Raw genomic sequence first — 15,664 nt, forward strand, 5'->3', positions numbered from 1 at the left:
CCTGCCTTCGTGTTTGCGTAGCGGGGGTAAGAAGGCTCAGCAAGAACGGTGCCAGAATGAACGGGCCGCAGATACGCTGCGGCCGGAGGGAGGGGTTACTCTTTTTGCGTCGCCACGCGGGAACCGAACGACGTCGCGCCTGCCGTTTCGCGCTCTTCCCGCGCCAGCCAGCGGTAGGTGACGCCGCCCAGGAAGACGCCGATAAACCAGCTGAAGTTCGCCACCTCATGCAGGGCCGGGATAAAGCTGATGATCAGGCCCACGGCAACGGACGGGATCAGCGCGCCAATGGCTTTCGGGTTAAAGCCGTTGCGGTACCAGTATTTGCCCTTTGGCGTGTCGTCGAACAGATCGTCGACCGACACCTTGCCGCGTTTAATCAGGTAGAAGTCGGCAATCAGAATGCCGAACAGCGGGCCGATAAACGCCCCGAGCACGTCCAGGGTGTAGTGGATAAGCTCCGGCGAGTTGAACAGGTTCCACGGGGTGAGCAGGATCGAGCCGACGGCGGCGATCATGCCCCCGGTGCGGAAGCTGATTTTTTGCGGCGAGCAGTTAGAGAAATCAAACGCCGGGGAGACGAAGTTCGCCACGATGTTGATCCCGATGGTGGCGGTGATCATCGTCAGCAGGCCAATCGCCACGGCCAGATCGTTGCCTACGCGGCTGACGGTCTCGATCGGATCGGTGATCATGCGGCCAAACAGCGACTGGGTGCCGGACACAATCACCACGGTGACGATGGAGAACAGCAGGAAGTTAAACGGCAGCCCCCAGCGGTTGCCGCGGCGGATCTCGCCCATGCTTTTGCCGTAGCGGGAGAAATCGCCAAAGTTGAGCAGCGGGCCGGAGAAGTAGGAGACCACCAGCGCCGTGGCGGTGATCATCTGCCAGGTCTGCTCGCCCGCGCTCAGGGATTTGCTGGCGAGGGTGAAGGAGATCCCGTCAAAGCCGGTCTTGTATACAATCCAGCCGGCGAGGGCCAGCATCACCACATAGACCGCCGGACCGGCGATATCAATAAAGCGCTTGATGGCGCTCATGCCGTGCCAGAAGACCATCGCCTGCAGGACCCACATAATGGCAAAGCAGATCCAGCCCAGATGCGACAGGCCCAGGAACGCGCCGGTGGTGAGCGAAGAGAGCGACGGCCAGAACTTCAGCGCCACCAGCATCAGCGCGTTGGCGGCGAGATAGGTCTGAATGCCGTACCACGCAAAGGCGATAAGCCCGCGGATCACCGCTGGAATATTGGCCCCGAAGACGCCAAACGCCTGACGGCTGATCACCGCGTAGGGCACGCCTGCCATCTGGCTCGGTTTGGCCACCAGGTTGGCGCACAGCTGCACGATGCAAATCCCCACCAGCAGGCAGAGCAGCACCTGCCAGCTTGCCAGCCCGAGCGTAAAGAAGCTCGCGGCGACAACATAACCCCCCATGCTGTGAACGTCCGACATCCAGAACGAAAAGATGTTGTACCAGCTCCAGTTCTGGTCACGCGTCGGTGCCAGATCCTCATTGCAAAGACGTGGGCTGTAAACCGCACCGGAATCAGCGGCCGTACCCTGCTGCGCGTTTTGACTGTTTGGCATGAAACCTGCTCCTGTGAATGAAAACCCGTTGAGTGGGAGTGCAGTCGGTGTTGCAGGATCCAGGCCAAAATAATAAATCTTGTATGCAATATTTTATTTTTATGTATACGATTCGATAACGGAAAGTAAAATTCGGAGTGGTAAATGAACAACATAAACGCCCTGCAGACCGCGCCAGACCTGCATGACAAAGACGAATCCATCTTTCAGGCGCTGATGACCGCGATTGTCGAACACCAGCTGCTGCCGGGGAGCAAACTGCCGGAAGAGGCGCTGGCCGAGGTCTTTGGCGTGAGCCGCACGGGCATCCGCAAGGTGCTTCAACGACTCGCCGCTGTGCAAATGGTCACCCTGACGCCCAAGCGTGGTGCACACGTCGCCAGCCCGACGGTGGAAGAGGCGAGGCACATCTTCCGCACCCGCGCCCTGCTGGAGGTCGCCAACCTGCCGGACGTGCTGGCGCACTGCCAGCCGCCGCATCTTGCCGCGCTGGAGGCCATTATTCGCCAGGAGCAGCAGGCGCACGAGGCCTATGACGGCCCGGCGGCGATTCGCCACTCCGCCAATTTCCACATTCAGCTGCAGGCCATCTCCGGCAACCAGGTGATCACTGAGATGGTGACCGGCCTGAGCCAGCGCTCGTCGCTGGTGATTGCCACCTGGGGAGCGCCGTGGCGTCAGGGCTGCCGCTGCAACGATCATGAGCAACTGGTGGATCTGCTGCGCCAGAAGGCGCTTGAGCCGCTCAGCGATGCCTTAATGCACCATTTTGAACATATCGTCGCCAGCCTCTGCTTCGAGCGGGCGGGCGAGTGCCTGCCTGATTTTGCCCGGCTGTTTGCCGGCCACAAGGAGTCGTAATGTCTGTCTGTATACAAGTGATCAACCCCAACACCAGCCTCGCGATGACGGAAACCATCGGCGCGGCGGCCCGCGCGGTAGCGGCACCGGGAACGGAGATCCTCGCGGTCTGCCCGAGCGCGGGCGTGCCGTCGATAGAAGGCCACTTTGATGAGGCCATCGCCGCCGTTGGTGTCCTGGAACAGATCAAAAAAGGCAGGGAGCAGGGCGTGGACGGTCACGTGATCGCCTGCTTTGGCGATCCGGGCCTGCTGGCGGCGCGCGAGCTGGCGCAGGGGCCGGTTATAGGCATCGCCGAAGCCGCTATGCATATGGCGACGCTGGTCGCGACGCGCTTTTCGGTGGTCACCACGCTGCCGCGCACGCTGATTATTGCCCGTCATCTGCTGCACCAGTATGGCTTTCAGGACCATTGCGCGGCGCTGCATGCCATCGACCTTCCGGTACTGGCGCTGGAAGACGGTAGCGGTCTGGCGCAGGAAAAAGTGCGCGCGCGCTGTATACAGGCGCTGAAAGAGGACGGCTGCGGCGCCATCGTGCTGGGCTGCGGCGGCATGGCGACGCTGGCGCAGGAGCTGACCCGCGAGCTGCGCGTGCCGGTAATCGACGGCGTCAGCGCGGCGGTGAAGATGGTGGAATCGCTGGTGGCGCTGGGGTTGTCGACCAGCAAGCATGGGGATCTGGCGTTCCCGGAGAACAAAGCGTTAAGCGGGCATTTTCAGGCACTGAATCCATTTTAATTTGTGGGGGTGGCAATGGGGCTTTTCGAACAGGATTATCCGCGGGATCTGCGCGGCTACGCGGGCAACCCGCCGCACGCGCGGTGGCCGAATCAGGCGCGCATCGCCGTGCAGTTTGTGCTCAATTACGAAGAAGGGGCGGAAAACCACGTTCTGCACGGCGATGCCGGTTCCGAGCAGTTCCTGTCGGACATCATCGGCGCGGCCAGCTACCCGGACAGACACATGTCGATGGACTCCCTCTACGAATACGGCAGCCGCGCCGGGTTCTGGCGGATCCACAATGAATTTCAGAAACGCGGCCTGCCGCTGACGGTCTTCGGCGTGGCGATGGCGCTGGCGCGTCACCCGGAGATCGTCGAGGCAATCAAGGCGGCGGATTACGACGTGGTCAGCCACGGCTGGCGCTGGATCCACTATCAGCACATGGATATCCAACAGGAGCGCGAACACCTGCACAAAGCGGTACAGGTGCTGACCGACCTGTTCGGCAAGCCGCCGACAGGCTGGTACACCGGGCGCGACAGTCCCAACACCCGCCAGCTGGTGGTGGAGCACGGCGGCTTCGACTACGACAGCGACTACTACGGCGACGATTTGCCCTTCTGGACGGAGGTGGCCTGCAGCGATGGCTCCCGTAAACCGCACCTGATTGTGCCTTATACGCTGGATGCGAACGACATGCGCTTCTCCACCGCGCAGGGGTTTAACACCGCCGAGCAGTTTTATACGTATCTGAAGGACAGTTTTGACGTGCTGTACGAAGAGGGGGAAAGCGCGCCGAAGATGATGTCCATCGGCATGCATTGCCGCCTGCTGGGGCGACCGGGGCGTTTTCGCGCGCTGCAGCGGTTCCTGGATTATGTGCAGCAGCACGAGCGGGTGTGGGTCTGTACCCGCCAGCAGATTGCCGACCACTGGCGGGAGGTGCATCCGTTTCAGAAGTAATTGAGCCGTGTTTTGCCGGGTGGCGGCTGCGCCTTACCCGGTCTACAGGGCCCACAGGGCATACGGGACATCATAGGCCCGGTAAGCGCAGCGCCACCGGGCAGGTTTTTCAGCGTTACACCATCAAACTCACCTGCGCCGCCACGATCCGCCACCCATAGGCAAACCGCACCCACGTCTGCTGCTGGCGGCCAATACGTTCTGTGCCCTCCCGCGTAAACTCGGTGCTGCACACGGCATAATCCTCTCCGAAGGTGGTGATGACGGTGTGGCGCAGCGTCCGCTGCAGCCCGGCGGCGGGGCGCGCCGCACGAAAGGCGCGGATTTCATCAATCCCGTACAGGTTTTCACCCGCCCCCAGCCGCACCGTGTTTTTGTCGTGCCAGAACAGCTCGTCCAGCACCGCAACGTTGTTGCTCACCAGCGCGTCCTCATAGCGGTAAAACGCGGCCGTCACCTCGGCAACCACCCACGGGAGGTTAATATCATCGTGATTCATCATGCTGCTATCTCCGCCGGACGGGCATCGGTGATGCCGCTCTCCTCCAGAACCCGCGCGACGCGCAGGCAGGCCTGCTCGTTAAACGGCGCGGCAATCAGCTGCAGGCCGATAGGCGCACCCTGCGCGGTACGCAGCGGAACGGTGGTCACGGGCAGGCCCAAAAACGAAATTGGTTGAGTCAGCATCCCCATGCTGGCGCGAATGGGCAGCAGCTGACCGTTAATTTCCATGGTCTGCTCGCCCGCCAGCGTGGCGCTGCGCGGTGTGGCCGGGGCGATCAGCACGTCGGCCTGCGCGAACAGGGTTTTAAACGCCTGCCGGGCGTGTGCGCGGAACCGCTGGGCCTGAATGTACCAGGCGGAGGGGATCATCGCCCCGGCCAGCAGGCGTTCGCGGGAGTGCGGCTCAAAGCGCTCGGGCTCGCGGCGAAGCGCGGGCAGGTACTGGTTTCCCCCTTCCGAGGCGCTGATGATAAACGCCGCAGAGCGCGCCAGCTCGGCGTCCGGGAACTGCAGCTCATCCTGCACATCGAGCGCCTTCGCCACCCGCGCCACGGCGTCTCTGGCGTCCGTGTCGCACCAGGTGGTGAAGTAGCCGCCGAGCACCGCGCAGCGCAGGCCGTCAAGCCCGCGATCGAGCAGGGGGCGCGTCTGCTCGCGGGAGCTCTCTGCCTGAAAACCGTCGCTGCTGTCCCGCCCCTGCAGCGCGTCGTACACGGACGCCAGGTCGCACACGCGGCGGGCAAAGGGGCCGATATGATCCAGGCTTGCGACAAACGGATGGCTGCCGGATCGCGACAGGCGGCCAAAGGTGGGCTTCAGGCCATAGATGCCGCACAGGGAGGCCGGAACGCGAATTGAGCCGTTGGTGTCGGTGCCGAGCGAGAAGTGCACCAGCCCGGCGGCCACCGCGGCCGCTGAACCGCCGGACGACCCGCCCGCAATGCGCTCCAGGTCGTGCGGGTTACGCGTCGTGCCGTAGTGGCTGTTTTCGGTGGTAAAGCCGTAGGCGTAGGCGTCCATATTCACCATCCCGGTCAGCAGCCCGCCCGCGCTGCGCAGCTGGCGCACCGCGAAGCCGTCAGCCGCGGCGGCAGGGCGCTGGCTGAACAGCTCGGCCCCGGCGAGAGTGGTATGGCCGGCAACGTCGAACAGGTTTTTCACCGCATAAGGCACGCCCGCCAGCGGCGGCAAGGGACGCTTTTCCCGTCGCAGGGTATCAATATTGTCGGCTTCGGCGAGCATGCGTTCTTCGGTCACGGCGGTCCAGGCGTTGATCTGTGGGTTCACGCGCGCAATCCCCTCCAGCGTCTGGCGGGCAATCTCACGAGCGCTCAGCTCTCCCGCGTTCAGCGCATGCTGGATCGCGCCGATACTCATCTCGTGTAGCTTCATGCTTTATACACTCCTGCGATCTCCTGACGGTCATCGAGCGGCAGCGCCATCAGCGGGGCGGCCATGCTGGCAATGCGGCTGAACTGCAGCTGCAGCTCGGCGCGGCGGGCGTCATCCAGCGTCACGCCGAGTACGGTTTCCATTTGCGCCAGGTACGCCTGCCAGTCGGGTTGGTGTGTCGTCATTGTTTTCTCCTCAGAATCCGGCGGCTGTGCCGTTGCTGCGCGGGTCAAATGCCCCTTCGAACAGCCCGTTGGGGTGGTGGACAATCGCGCCCGCGTGGCCCATGGCTTCACTAAAGTCAGGGAAAAGCTCCACCTCGTGACCGAGTGCCTGCAGGCGCGCGACCGTCTCGGGTGAAAAACGCCCTTCAAGCTTTAGGGTGTCCGAGGTTTGTCCCCAGGTGCGCCCCAGCAGCCAGCGCGGGCGGGTGATGCTCTCCTGCAGGGGGACGCCCTGAACAACGTAGCGGGTAAAGAGCGCAGCCTGGGTTTGCGGCTGCCCGTCGCCGCCCATCGATCCGTACACCATCACGCGACCGTCCTTCAGACGCGCCGCCGCCGGGTTCAGGGTGTGGAAAGGCTGTTTGCCCGGCGCGAGGGCCAGAAGATGGGCGGGATCGAGGCTGAACGATGCGCCCCGGTTCTGCCAGACGATGCCGGTATCGGGCAGCACCACGCCGCTGCCGAACTCGTGATAGATACTCTGGATAAACGACACGGCGAGCCCGCTTTTATCCATTACCCCCATCCACACCGTATCGCCGGGGCCTTTGCCGGCTCCCCACGGCGCGGCGCGGCCGTCGTCAACCCTGTCGGCAAGCGCCTGCAGGGCGGCGGGAGCCAGCAGACCCTGAATATCGGTTTTCAGCGCGCGCGGGTCGGTGATGTGGGCATCCCTCAGGCCAAAGGCCAGCTTGGTGGCTTCAACGATACGGTGAAGGGTTTCGGCGTCGTCGGCTTCCGCCATGTTCAGGCGGTCGGTAATGCCGAGTATCGCCAGCGAGACCAGCCCCTGCGTCGGCGGGGCGTGGTTAAAGATCTCCCCCTGCTGATGCTGCAGCTTCAGCGGCGCGGTGCGTCGGGCGGCGTGAGCGTTGAGATCGGCCAGCGTCACGGGGAGATCCAGCGTCTCCATGCCGTGCGCCAGGACTTCCGCCAGCGGGCCACGATAAAAGCTGTCCAGACCGTCTTCCGCCAGGCGCGTCAGGGTCGTGGCCATGGCGGGCTGATAAAAACGGCTCCCGACCTGCGGCGGCTTGCCGTCCACCAGCCAGGTTTCCGCGAAGCCGGGAACGTCCTTCAGCTCGTCGAATTTACTGGCCGTGGCGTGGGCCTGAGAGGCCGTGACCGGCGTACCGTTCTGCGCATAGTCAATGGCGTCGGCCAGCAGGCGAGCCAGCGGCAGCGCCCTGTCGGTCATCTCGCGCGAGACCTTCAGCGCCTCGTCCCAGCCGCTCACCGTGCCAGCGACGGTTAGCGCCGCACGGGGGCCGCGATGGGGAATATGCGCCAGCCCATCGTAGGCGACCAGCGTCGCGCGCGATCCCGCCGCACCGCTGGCATCAATGGCGACAGGTTCGCCTTCCGGCGGCACGATAAGCCAGAAGCCATCGCCGCCCAGCCCGTTCATGTGCGGGTAAACCACGGCGATGGTGGCCGCCGCCGCGACCATCGCCTCTATCGCGCTGCCGCCTTCGCGCAGCACGGCCAGCGCGCTCTGGCTGGCGAGGTGGTGGGGCGCAACCGCCATACCGTGTGTGGAGACATTACTTTGCATGAGGAGTCCTCGTAACCCTGAAGGTCACAAGGTGCTGCAAAAGCTGTTCCAGTTCTGAAAGAAAAGTTTCAGTAAACTGGCACGTATAATGAAAGGTAGAATGAAAGGCAAAATGTGATGAAACAAAAGTTACAGAGGCGCTATGGAACAACTGGATGAACGTCTGAAAGCACAGTACCCGTCGCTGTCGCCGCAGGAGCAGCGGGTGGCGGACTTTATTTTCGACCATTTTGACGATCTCATTAGCTACAACAGCGCCGAGCTGGCGCAGCTGAGCGGGGTGTCGAAAGCCACGGTGAGCCGTCTGTTTAAGCGTCTGGGCTATGAGAAATATAAGGATATGCGCGACGAGCTGCGCACCCTGCGCCAGAGCGGGATGCCGCTCACCGATAACCGCGATGCGGTGCAGGGCAATACGCTGCTGGCGCGTCACTATAAGCAGGAGATGGCGAACCTGACCCAGTGGGTCAATGCCCTCGACGCGCAGCAGTTTGCCGACGCCATGGCCTGCATGGTTAAGGCGCGGCGCATCGTCATTATCGGCATGCGTAACGCCTATCCGGCGGCGCTGCACCTGCGCCAGCAGCTGCTGCAGGCGCGCGGTCAGGTGCTGGTCCTGCCGCAGCCGGGGCAGAGCCTGGGCGAGGAGCTGGTGGATTTAACGCCGGACGATCTGGTGGTGATGATGGCCTTCCGCCGCCGCCCGCGCATTATCCGCCCGCTGATGCAGCAGCTTCAGAGTAGCGGTATTCCGGTGCTGCTGATGTGCGAGCCGCAGGCGCACAGCCTGTTCCCGCTGGCGAGCTGGCAGCTCTGCGCCCCGCTGGACAGCGTCTCGGCCTATGACAGCTATTCCTCGGTCAACAGTCTGATCAACCTGCTGGCGAACGCCTTCCTGCATGAAATTCTCGATAAAGGCCGTCCGCGCATTCACGAAATTGCCTCCCTCTACCAGCAGCTGGACGAACTCGAACAGCGATAATGGGGCATCAGGCTGGTGCTTTGCATTGAAATGGTGCAGGCGACGGGGCGAAGAAACGCACGTTTTTTCGACCCGCCCGCGTTTTATCAGGCTTCTCAACAATATTCCCCGCTTCGCCTTATCTGGCACATTAGTTGCAAAATCACATTCAAAGAATCTTTTGTTTCATGTTAACGTTACGGGGAAGCACCATGAAAAAATTGTTGATTGCACTGGCCGGGGCCGCATGCCTCTTCACACAGCTGCCGGCAAAGGCTGACCAGCTTCAGGATATCGAGAAGCGCGGCACCATTCGCATTGCCGTGCCGCAGGACTTCCCGCCGTTTGGCTCGGTGGGGACCGATCTGCAGCCGCAGGGCTATGACATCGACATGGCGCGCTATCTGGCCAGCCAGATGAAGCTCAAGCTGCAGCTGGTGCCGGTGACCAGCGCCAACCGCGTGCCGTACCTGCAAACCGACAAGGTGGACCTGGTCATTTCCAGCCTCGGTAAAAACCCGGAGCGCGAGAAGGTAATCGACTTCAGCCGCGCCTACGCGCCGTTCTTCCTCGGCGTGTTTGGCCCGAAAGGGGCCGAGCTGAAGGACGCCGCCGCGCTGAGCGGAAAAACCATCGGCGTGACGCGCGGGGCGGTGGAGGACATGGTGCTGACCGGCCTGGCGCCGAAAGACGCGGAGGTGAAGCGCTACGAAGACAACAACACTACGCTGTCGGCATATCTGTCCGGCCAGGTGCAGTACGTGGCAACCGGCAACCTCGTGGTGGCGGCCATTTCGCGCCAGAACGCGGCGAAAGCCCCGGTGCCGAGCTTTATGCTGAAAGATTCGCCGTGCTTTATTGGCCTGAAGAAGAACGAACCGGCCCTGAAGGCAAAAGTGGATGCGCTGATCGAGCAGGGCATCAAGGACGGCACGCTGAACGGCCTGTCTGAGCAATGGCTGAAGGCTCCGCTGCCGGCAAACCTTGGCGCCTGAGCCGATGACTGAGCAACTTGATTTTTCAGCCCTCTGGCCGCACTGGCCGGAACTGCTGGCGGGGCTGTGGGTCACCGTTCAGCTGACGGTGATGGCCACCGTCGGCGGGCTGGCGACGGGGATTGTCGGGGCGGCAATCCGCAGCGGACGCACCACCTGGTTCAGCCGCATCTGGGGCGCGTACGTGGAAATCATCCGCAACACGCCGTTTGTGGTGCAGCTGTTTTTCATCGTCTTCGGCCTGCCGAATCTGGGGCTGAAGATGACGGCGGGGGAAGCGGCGCTGCTGGCCATGGTGGTGAACCTGGGCGCCTACAGCACCGAGATTATCCGCGCGGGCATTCAGGTCACGCCGAAAGGGCAATGGGAGGCCGGTCGCGTGCTGGGGCTGACCCGCCTGCAGACCTTTATTCGCGTGGTGCTGCCGCCCGCGCTGCAGCGCATTTACCCGGCGCTGGTGAGCCAGTGCATCATCGTGATGCTCGGCTCGTCGGTGGTATCGCAGGTCTCCTGTGAAGAGCTGACCTTCGCCGCCAACCTGATCCAGTCCAGAACGTTTTTAAGCTTTGAGGTTTATCTGGTGACCACCGGGATTTACTTAGCGCTGTCGATTACCCTGCGCCAGCTGATGATGGCGGCGGGACGGAAATGGCTGGGGGTGCAGGCATGATGACCACCTTTACCGACTGGGACATTATTCGCAATCTGCTGCTGGCCGGGCGCTGGACGGTACTGCTGTCGCTGGTGGCCTTCGTCGGCGGGGCGGCGGTGACGCTGCCGCTCCTGCTGCTGCGCCTGACGGGCGGGCGCACGGTGAAGCGCATCATCCGCGGCTATATCGAGCTGTTTCAGGGCACGCCGCTGCTGATGCAGCTGTTCCTGGCCTTCTTTGGCGTGGCGCTGTTCGGCATCGACGTCTCGCCGTGGACCGCCGCCTCGCTGGCGCTGACGTTCTACACCAGCGCGTTTCTGCTCGATATCTGGAACGGCAGCATTCGCGCCCTGCCGAAAGGGCAGTGGGAAGCCTCGCGCTGTCTGGGGCTGACCTTCGGCCAGACCCTGTTTCGCGTGGTCGCCCCGCAGGCGCTGCGCATCGGCATTGCGCCGACGGTCGGCTTTGCCGTGCAGGTGATCAAGGGCACCGCGCTGGCGTCGATTATCGGCTTTATCGAGCTGACCAAGGCCGGGACCATGCTGACCAACGTAACCTATCAGCCGTTTAAGGTCTTTGCGCTGGTGGCGCTCGGCTACTTTATTCTGTGTTATCCGCTGTCGCGCTACAGCCGCTATCTGGAGACGAAATTCAATGCCTCTCATCACCATTAATCAGGTGCAGAAGTACTACGGCGATAACCACGTGCTCAAGGGCGTCGATCTGGATATCGACATGGGCCAGGTGATCTCCATTATCGGGCGCAGCGGATCGGGTAAAAGCACGCTGCTGCGCTGCATCAACGGGCTGGAAGGGTATCAGGACGGCAGCATCAAGCTGGGCGGCATGACCATTACCGACCGGGATTCCCAGGCGCGTGAAATCAGCCGCTCGGTCGGGATGGTGTTCCAGAGCTTCAACCTGTTCCCGCACATGACGGCGCTGGAGAACGTGATGCTCGCCCCGCGTCGGGTGCTGAAAAAAAGCGCCGCCGAATGCCGGGCGCTGGCGCAGCAGATGCTGGAGAAGGTTGGCCTTGGCGATCGTCTGGATTACTACCCGTCGAGCCTCTCCGGCGGCCAGCAGCAGCGCGTGGCGATAGCCCGCGCGCTGGCGATGTCGCCGAAAGTATTACTCTGCGACGAGATCACCTCCGCGCTGGATCCGGAGCTGGTGGGCGAAGTGCTCAAAGTGCTGGAGCAACTGGCGGCCGAGGGGATGACGCTCATACTGGTTACCCATGAAATGAATTTTGCCCGCGAAGTGGGCGACCGCGTGGTGTTTATGCACCAGGGGAAAGTCTGGGAGCAGGGCGACAGCAAAACGCTGTTCGCCAACCCGCAGACCACGGAACTGAAGCAGTTCATCTCCTCCGTGCGCGGCCTCAACTGATAAGGACTGAACAATGGATATCGCACGCTTTCCGCAAATCAACCCGCCGCAGCGCCTGCTGATGGGCCCGGGCCCGATCAACGCCGACCCGCGCGTGCTGCGCGCCATGTCGAGCCAGCTGATCGGCCAGTACGATCCGGCCATGACCCACTACATGAACGAGGTGATGGCGCTCTATCGCGGCGTATTCCGCACCGAAAACCGCTGGACGATGCTGGTGGACGGCACCTCCCGCGCGGGAATTGAAGCCATTCTGGTTTCCGCCATTCGACCGGGAGATAAGGTGCTGGTGCCGGTCTTTGGCCGCTTTGGCCACCTGCTGTGCGAAATTGCCCGCCGCTGCCGCGCGGAGGTGCATACCATCGAGGTGCCGTGGGGCGAGGTGTTTACCCCGGACCAGGTCGAGGATGCGATAAAACATATTCGTCCGCGCCTGCTGCTGACCGTGCAGGGCGACACCTCCACCACCATGCTGCAGCCGCTCGCGGAGCTGGGCGCGATCTGCCGCCGCTACGACGTGCTGTTTTACACCGACGCCACCGCGTCGCTCGGCGGTAACGCGCTGGAGACCGACGCCTGGGGGCTGGACGCCGTCTCGGCCGGGATGCAGAAATGCCTCGGCGGCCCGTCGGGCACGTCGCCGATCACCCTGAGCGCGCGGATGGAAGAGGCGATCCGCCACCGCAAGTGCGTGGAAGAGGGCATTCGCACCGACGCCCACCGCGACGGCGATGAGGAGATGATCTACTCCAACTACTTCGATCTCGGCATGGTGATGGACTACTGGGGGCCGGAGCGGCTGAACCACCACACCGAAGCAACTACCGCGCTGTTTGGCGCCCGCGAATGCGCGCGGCTGATCCTGCAGGAAGGACTGGATAACGGCATCGCGCGTCATAAGCTGCACGGCGATGCGCTGCTGAAGGGGATTCAGGCGATGGGGCTGGAGACCTTCGGCGACCTGACGCACAAGATGAACAACGTGCTGGGCGTGGTGATACCGCAGGGCGTCAACGGCGACCAGGTGCGTAAGCTGATGCTGGAGGATTTCGGGATTGAAATCGGCACCTCGTTTGGCCCGCTGCACGGCAAAGTGTGGCGCATTGGCACCATGGGTTATAACGCGCGCAAGGACTGCGTGATGACCACCCTGAGCGCGCTGGAGTCGGTGCTGAACTACCTCAAATTTACCACCACGCAGGGGGCCGCCATGCAGGCCGCGTGGGACCACTATCGCCGCGAGACGCCGCAATGAGCCCGGCGGCAGAACGGGTGATGGCGCGCGCCGACGCGCTGGCCGCCATCAGCGAAACCCCGGATGCGCTGACACGGGTGTATCTCTCCACGCAGCATCTGCAGGCCAACCAGCTGGTCGGGGAGTGGATGCGCCAGGCGGGCATGACCGTCTGGCAGGACAGCGTGGGCAATATCTGTGGACGCTACGAAGGCGCGCAGGAGGGGGCCCAGGCGGTACTGCTTGGCTCGCATCTGGACACCGTACGCAACGCCGGGCGCTACGACGGCATGCTCGGGGTGCTCACCGCCATCGAAGTGGTGGATAGCCTGCACCAGCAGGGTGTGCATCTGGCACAGGCCATAGAGATTGTCGGCTTTGGTGACGAAGAGGGAACCCGTTTTGGGATCACTCTGCTAGGCAGCCGGGGGCTGACGGGCACCTGGCCGCAGGGCTGGCTGGAGACGTGCGATGCTCAGGGCATCAGCGTGGCGCAGGCGATGGTGCAGGCGGGGCTCGATCCTGCCCGCGTGGCGCTCGCGGCACGTCATCAGGCCGATTTCAGCGCCTGTCTGGAACTGCACATCGAACAGGGGCCGTGTCTGGAGCAGGAAGGGCTGGCGCTGGGCGTGGTGGAAGCCATTAACGGCGCGCGCCGCCTCAGCTGCCGCTTCACCGGCGAGGCCGGACACGCGGGTACCGTGCCGATGAGTCACCGTAAGGATGCCCTGGCCGCCGCCGCCGAATGGATGGTGCTGATCGAAAACATCACCCGACAGCAGGGCGGCAACCGGGTGGCGACGGTCGGTGAGCTGCGCTGCCTGCCCGGCGCGGTCAACGTGATCCCGGGCGAGGTTGCGCTCTCGCTGGATATTCGCGGCCCGCAGGATGCCCCGCTTGACGCGCTGCTCGCTGAACTGCTGGCGCAGGCGCAGGCGATTGCCGCGCGTCGCGGGTTGAGCTTCAGCGCCGAGGAGTTTTACCGTATCGCCGCCACGCCGTGCGATGCGCGTTTGCAGGATCTGCTGGGGCAGGCCGTTGAAACGGTGCAGGGGCGCTCGTTATCCCTGCCCAGCGGCGCCGGCCATGACACCATCGCCCTGGCGGAACGCTGGCCGGTGGGGATGCTGTTTGTGCGCTGCAGGGGCGGGGTCAGCCACCATCCGGCCGAATCGGTGATGGCTGAGGATGTCGCCCTGGCGATTGAGGCATTTGGGCGGGCGGTGAGAACGCTGGCTGACGGCGGTGCGCGTTAATTTGTAGGCCGGGTAAGCGGTAGCGCCACCCGGCAAAGTCCGCGTTACTCCAGCCCCAGCGTATATTGCGCGATCTTAAAGTAGATAATCAGCCCGGTACCGTCGATCAGCGTCGCGATAAACGGCGCGGAGACGACCGCCGGGTCAATGCCGCAGCGCTTAAGCACCATCGGAATGACGGACGACACAATCGCACTCCACAGCGTAATGCACACCAGCGTCAGGCTGACGATAAGCGTGATTTCCAGCCCAATCCCCATCATCCAGGCGCGAATGCACCCGGCAATACCGAGCGTGGCGGCAATCATCAGCGAGGTGGTCATCTCTTTACGCAGCACGCGGCCAACGTCGCGCAGACGGACTTCCCCCAGCGCCATGGCGCGCACCAGGGTGGAGGTGATCTGCGTCCCGCTGTTGCCGCCCGTGCCGATCAGCAGCGGAATAAAAAACGCCAGCGCGATGGCGGACTCCAGCGCCTCTTCAAAATGCTGGATCACCGAGCTGGTGTAGGCCTCCGCGACAAACAGCAGCAGCAGCCAGACGGAGCGTTTTTTCCACAGGCTATACGGGCTGGTGTCCAGATAGGGCTTCTCCAGCGGCAGCGTCGCCCCCTGAAGCTGAGCATCCTCGGTGACGTCATCTTCCAGCAGATGGGCGATTTCGCGCTCGGTCAGACAGCCGACGAGCTTGCCGTGGGTGACCACGGGCACCACGTCCGCGCCGCCGTGCGCCAGCAGTCCGGCTACGTCGGCACGTTCATCCTCCGGTTTGACCTGCAAAAACTGCGAAATCATCAGCGATTTCACCGGCTGTACCGTGTCGGCGGTCTGCAGCAATTTACGCACGGCAATCATGCCCGCCAGGCGGCCATTGTCTTCAATAAAAATATGAGACGGAATATCGTCGTCTTTTAATTTTTCGAAGAATTGCTCGCGCGCCAGCGCCACGCATAATGCAATATCGAGGACAATAAAATCGGTATTCATATATTGCGCGATCGCGCTGTCATTGAATGCCAGGTTTTGGTTGTGAATAGCGTAAGACATAGTGAATTCCCTTTGAATAATAAAATCTCTCAGGGGCGAGCAAGACAGGGCATGTCGAAGAGGAGATCCCCACGTCCTGGGTTCAGCACTGTACACCGTATCCCGTGAGGGAAGTTATACTGACAAAGCCTTGATTCGACAGTGCCTGTTTTACCCTGTGTCGATTCTCTCGAACCTACCAGAGCGATAACGTGTATTTGTACAGGAGCCTCGCCATAACGAGATCGTTGAAAAACGAGGGAAATAATACGCTTATTTGATATTGCCGCTCGGGAAATTAAATAATGTTTAAGAACGGTTTAGGAGAATCTT

The 15,664-nt window shown here is 62.6% G+C and carries 15 protein-coding genes, 1 pseudogene and 1 riboswitch; of the genes and pseudogenes, 10 read left to right on the plus strand and 6 right to left on the minus strand.

Annotation, left to right across the window (positions count from 1 at the left end; all coding sequences use genetic code 11):
* Positions 1 to 95: 95 nt before the first annotated feature.
* Positions 96 to 1,592, minus strand: coding sequence for an NCS1 family nucleobase:cation symporter-1 (locus tag OTG14_RS03800; protein ID WP_070533571.1), 1,497 nt, complete (start codon positions 1,590 to 1,592; stop codon positions 96 to 98).
* Positions 1,593 to 1,736: 144 nt separating this feature from the next.
* Here OTG14_RS03800 and OTG14_RS03805 point away from each other — a divergent pair, with 144 nt between their 5' ends.
* The 3 genes and pseudogenes from OTG14_RS03805 (at position 1,737) to puuE (ending at position 4,141) form a co-directional block, all read left to right on the plus strand.
* Positions 1,737 to 2,453, plus strand: coding sequence for a GntR family transcriptional regulator (locus OTG14_RS03805; protein ID WP_267214606.1), 717 nt, complete (start codon positions 1,737 to 1,739; stop codon positions 2,451 to 2,453).
* A pseudogene (locus OTG14_RS03810) lies at positions 2,453 to 3,321 on the plus strand (aspartate/glutamate racemase family protein); the annotation flags it as partial. The gene OTG14_RS03805 and the pseudogene OTG14_RS03810, both read left to right, overlap by 1 nt.
* Positions 3,209 to 4,141, plus strand: a complete 933-nt coding sequence (gene puuE / locus OTG14_RS03815; protein ID WP_267214607.1) for an allantoinase PuuE — start codon at positions 3,209 to 3,211, stop codon at positions 4,139 to 4,141. The pseudogene OTG14_RS03810 and the gene puuE, both read left to right, overlap by 113 nt.
* A gap of 115 nt (positions 4,142 to 4,256) precedes the next feature.
* Here the strand turns inward: puuE and hpxZ are convergent, their stop codons facing one another.
* From hpxZ to hpxW, 4 genes are read right to left on the minus strand one after another with little or no spacing between them, the layout of a single operon-like run.
* Positions 4,257 to 4,643, minus strand: coding sequence for an oxalurate catabolism protein HpxZ (hpxZ, locus tag OTG14_RS03820; RefSeq protein WP_023311059.1), 387 nt, complete (start codon positions 4,641 to 4,643; stop codon positions 4,257 to 4,259).
* Positions 4,640 to 6,037: an AtzE family amidohydrolase gene (locus tag OTG14_RS03825; RefSeq protein ID WP_267214608.1), complete on the minus strand. Its 1,398-nt coding sequence runs from the start codon at positions 6,035 to 6,037 to the stop codon at positions 4,640 to 4,642. Before OTG14_RS03825 ends, hpxZ begins: the two co-directional genes overlap by 4 nt.
* Positions 6,034 to 6,222, minus strand: a complete 189-nt coding sequence (gene hpxX, locus OTG14_RS03830; protein ID WP_061715581.1) for an oxalurate catabolism protein HpxX — start codon at positions 6,220 to 6,222, stop codon at positions 6,034 to 6,036. The genes OTG14_RS03825 and hpxX overlap by 4 nt, the downstream gene beginning before the upstream one ends.
* Before the next feature lie 10 nt (positions 6,223 to 6,232).
* A complete protein-coding gene (gene hpxW / locus OTG14_RS03835; protein ID WP_267214609.1) occupies positions 6,233 to 7,816 on the minus strand; it encodes an oxamate amidohydrolase in 1,584 nt (527 codons plus the stop codon).
* 142 nt (positions 7,817 to 7,958) lie between these two features.
* Between hpxW and hpxU the strand changes: the two genes are divergently transcribed.
* The 7 genes from hpxU (at position 7,959) to hpxK (ending at position 14,306) form a co-directional block, all read left to right on the plus strand.
* Positions 7,959 to 8,798, plus strand: a complete 840-nt coding sequence (gene hpxU / locus OTG14_RS03840; protein WP_023311063.1) for a MurR/RpiR family transcriptional regulator HpxU — start codon at positions 7,959 to 7,961, stop codon at positions 8,796 to 8,798.
* A 191-nt stretch (positions 8,799 to 8,989) separates the two neighbouring features.
* Entirely contained in the window at positions 8,990 to 9,772 is a 783-nt protein-coding gene (locus OTG14_RS03845) for a transporter substrate-binding domain-containing protein (RefSeq protein ID WP_157188906.1), read from the plus strand.
* A 4-nt stretch (positions 9,773 to 9,776) separates the two neighbouring features.
* Positions 9,777 to 10,442, plus strand: a complete 666-nt coding sequence (locus tag OTG14_RS03850; protein ID WP_208763738.1) for an amino acid ABC transporter permease — start codon at positions 9,777 to 9,779, stop codon at positions 10,440 to 10,442.
* Positions 10,442 to 11,098, plus strand: a complete 657-nt coding sequence (locus tag OTG14_RS03855; protein ID WP_072034229.1) for an amino acid ABC transporter permease — start codon at positions 10,442 to 10,444, stop codon at positions 11,096 to 11,098. The genes OTG14_RS03850 and OTG14_RS03855 overlap by 1 nt, the downstream gene beginning before the upstream one ends.
* On the plus strand, positions 11,079 to 11,816 hold the full coding sequence (locus OTG14_RS03860; protein WP_023327069.1) for an amino acid ABC transporter ATP-binding protein: 738 nt from the start codon (positions 11,079 to 11,081) through the stop codon (positions 11,814 to 11,816). The genes OTG14_RS03855 and OTG14_RS03860 overlap by 20 nt, the downstream gene beginning before the upstream one ends.
* 13 nt (positions 11,817 to 11,829) lie before the next feature.
* On the plus strand, positions 11,830 to 13,071 hold the full coding sequence (locus tag OTG14_RS03865; RefSeq protein WP_208763739.1) for a pyridoxal-phosphate-dependent aminotransferase family protein: 1,242 nt from the start codon (positions 11,830 to 11,832) through the stop codon (positions 13,069 to 13,071).
* A complete protein-coding gene (gene hpxK, locus OTG14_RS03870) occupies positions 13,068 to 14,306 on the plus strand; it encodes an allantoate amidohydrolase (protein ID WP_208763740.1) in 1,239 nt (412 codons plus the stop codon). The genes OTG14_RS03865 and hpxK overlap by 4 nt, the downstream gene beginning before the upstream one ends.
* A 44-nt stretch (positions 14,307 to 14,350) precedes the next feature.
* Here hpxK and OTG14_RS03875 read toward each other — a convergent pair whose 3' ends face one another.
* Complete coding sequence (locus OTG14_RS03875) at positions 14,351 to 15,352, minus strand: magnesium transporter (RefSeq protein ID WP_024909622.1); 1,002 nt, start codon at positions 15,350 to 15,352, stop codon at positions 14,351 to 14,353.
* Positions 15,353 to 15,412: 60 nt separating this feature from the next.
* Positions 15,413 to 15,582, minus strand: a riboswitch (M-box (ykoK) riboswitch).
* Positions 15,583 to 15,664 lie beyond the last annotated feature (82 nt).

Source organism: Enterobacter pseudoroggenkampii, assembly GCF_026420145.1.
GTDB classification, from domain to species: Bacteria; Pseudomonadota; Gammaproteobacteria; order Enterobacterales; family Enterobacteriaceae; genus Enterobacter; species Enterobacter pseudoroggenkampii.

Bases quoted from the DNA above. Each gene is read 5' to 3' on its own strand.
- OTG14_RS03800 (WP_070533571.1), bottom strand. From the start codon at position 1,592: ATGCCAAACAGTCAAAACGCGCAGCAGGGTACGGCCGCTGATTCCGGT.
- OTG14_RS03805 (WP_267214606.1), top strand. From the start codon at position 1,737: ATGAACAACATAAACGCCCTGCAGACCGCGCCAGACCTGCATGACAAA.
- puuE (WP_267214607.1), top strand. From the start codon at position 3,209: ATGGGGCTTTTCGAACAGGATTATCCGCGGGATCTGCGCGGCTACGCG.
- hpxZ (WP_023311059.1), bottom strand. From the start codon at position 4,643: ATGATGAATCACGATGATATTAACCTCCCGTGGGTGGTTGCCGAGGTG.
- OTG14_RS03825 (WP_267214608.1), bottom strand. From the start codon at position 6,037: ATGAAGCTACACGAGATGAGTATCGGCGCGATCCAGCATGCGCTGAAC.
- hpxX (WP_061715581.1), bottom strand. From the start codon at position 6,222: ATGACGACACACCAACCCGACTGGCAGGCGTACCTGGCGCAAATGGAA.
- hpxW (WP_267214609.1), bottom strand. From the start codon at position 7,816: ATGCAAAGTAATGTCTCCACACACGGTATGGCGGTTGCGCCCCACCAC.
- hpxU (WP_023311063.1), top strand. From the start codon at position 7,959: ATGGAACAACTGGATGAACGTCTGAAAGCACAGTACCCGTCGCTGTCG.
- OTG14_RS03845 (WP_157188906.1), top strand. From the start codon at position 8,990: ATGAAAAAATTGTTGATTGCACTGGCCGGGGCCGCATGCCTCTTCACA.
- OTG14_RS03850 (WP_208763738.1), top strand. From the start codon at position 9,777: ATGACTGAGCAACTTGATTTTTCAGCCCTCTGGCCGCACTGGCCGGAA.
- OTG14_RS03855 (WP_072034229.1), top strand. From the start codon at position 10,442: ATGACCACCTTTACCGACTGGGACATTATTCGCAATCTGCTGCTGGCC.
- OTG14_RS03860 (WP_023327069.1), top strand. From the start codon at position 11,079: ATGCCTCTCATCACCATTAATCAGGTGCAGAAGTACTACGGCGATAAC.
- OTG14_RS03865 (WP_208763739.1), top strand. From the start codon at position 11,830: ATGGATATCGCACGCTTTCCGCAAATCAACCCGCCGCAGCGCCTGCTG.
- hpxK (WP_208763740.1), top strand. From the start codon at position 13,068: ATGAGCCCGGCGGCAGAACGGGTGATGGCGCGCGCCGACGCGCTGGCC.
- OTG14_RS03875 (WP_024909622.1), bottom strand. From the start codon at position 15,352: ATGTCTTACGCTATTCACAACCAAAACCTGGCATTCAATGACAGCGCG.